General features: G+C 69.0%; 1 protein-coding gene. It reads left to right on the top strand.

The window, feature by feature from the left end:
* On the top strand, nucleotides 1–1,028 hold a 1,028-nt coding region (locus ACZ6Q9_RS34195; RefSeq protein ID WP_396831421.1), incomplete at both ends, for an IS701 family transposase.

Raw genomic sequence — 1,028 nt, 5'->3', positions numbered from 1 at the left:
ACGGCGGTGTGGGACGCCGACGCCGTCCGCGATGACGTGCGGAACTGGCTGGTCGAGCAGCTCGGTCACCCCGAGGCTGTGCTGGTTACCGACGAGACGGGCTTCCTGAAGAAGGGCGTGTGCTCGGTCGGGGTGCAGCGTCAGTACACCGGCACGGCCGGTCGGGTGGAGAACAGCCAGGTCGGGGTGTTCCTGGCCTACGTGTCACCCGCGGGGCGGGCGTTGATCGACCGCAGGCTCTACCTACCCGAGACGACCTGGTGCGACAGGCCCGGCCGGCTCGCTGCCGCTGGTGTCCCCGAGCAGGTCGGGTTCGCTACGAAGCCGGCCCTGGCCCGGCAGATGATCGCTGCCGCGGTGGACGCCGGTGTTCCGGCAGGATGGGTGACCGGCGACGAGGTCTACGGCGCCGACCCCGGCCTACGCGATGACCTCGAGCTGCGCGGGATCGGCTACGTCCTGGCCGTCGGCTGCGATCGACGCGTGCACGTCAACGACGGCCGCACCCTCGTGCGCGTCGACGACCTCGCCGACCGGATCCCCACCCGGGAATGGCAGTTGCACAGTTGCGGGCCGGGAGCAAAAGGTCCCCGCGACTACCTGTGGGCCTGGATCACCATTGCCACACACCCTGATGAGCATCGGTGGTTGATCATCCGCCGTAACCGCAGCACCGGCAAGCTGGCCTTCTACCTGTGCTGGTCACCTCGCCCGGTGCCGCTGCACACCCTCGTGACCGTCGCCGGATCCCGCTGGGGCATCGAGGAGTTGTTCCAGACCGGGAAAGGCCAGGCCGGCCTGGACCACTACCAGGTCCGTAGCTGGACCGGCTGGCACCGCTTCATCACGCTGGCCATGCTCGCCCTGGCCGTCCTGACCATCCTCGCCGCCATCACCGTCGAGCAACCCGACGCCGACCCGGAGATCATCGCGCTGACCGTCGCTGAGATCCGCCGGCTCCTCAACGCCTTCGTCCTCACCGCACCGCTATCACCAGCGCACACCCTGCACTGGTCAACCTGGCGACG

Source organism: Micromonospora sp. NPDC049139, from assembly GCF_055586845.1.
This window is presented reverse-complemented; position numbering and strand designations above follow the sequence as displayed.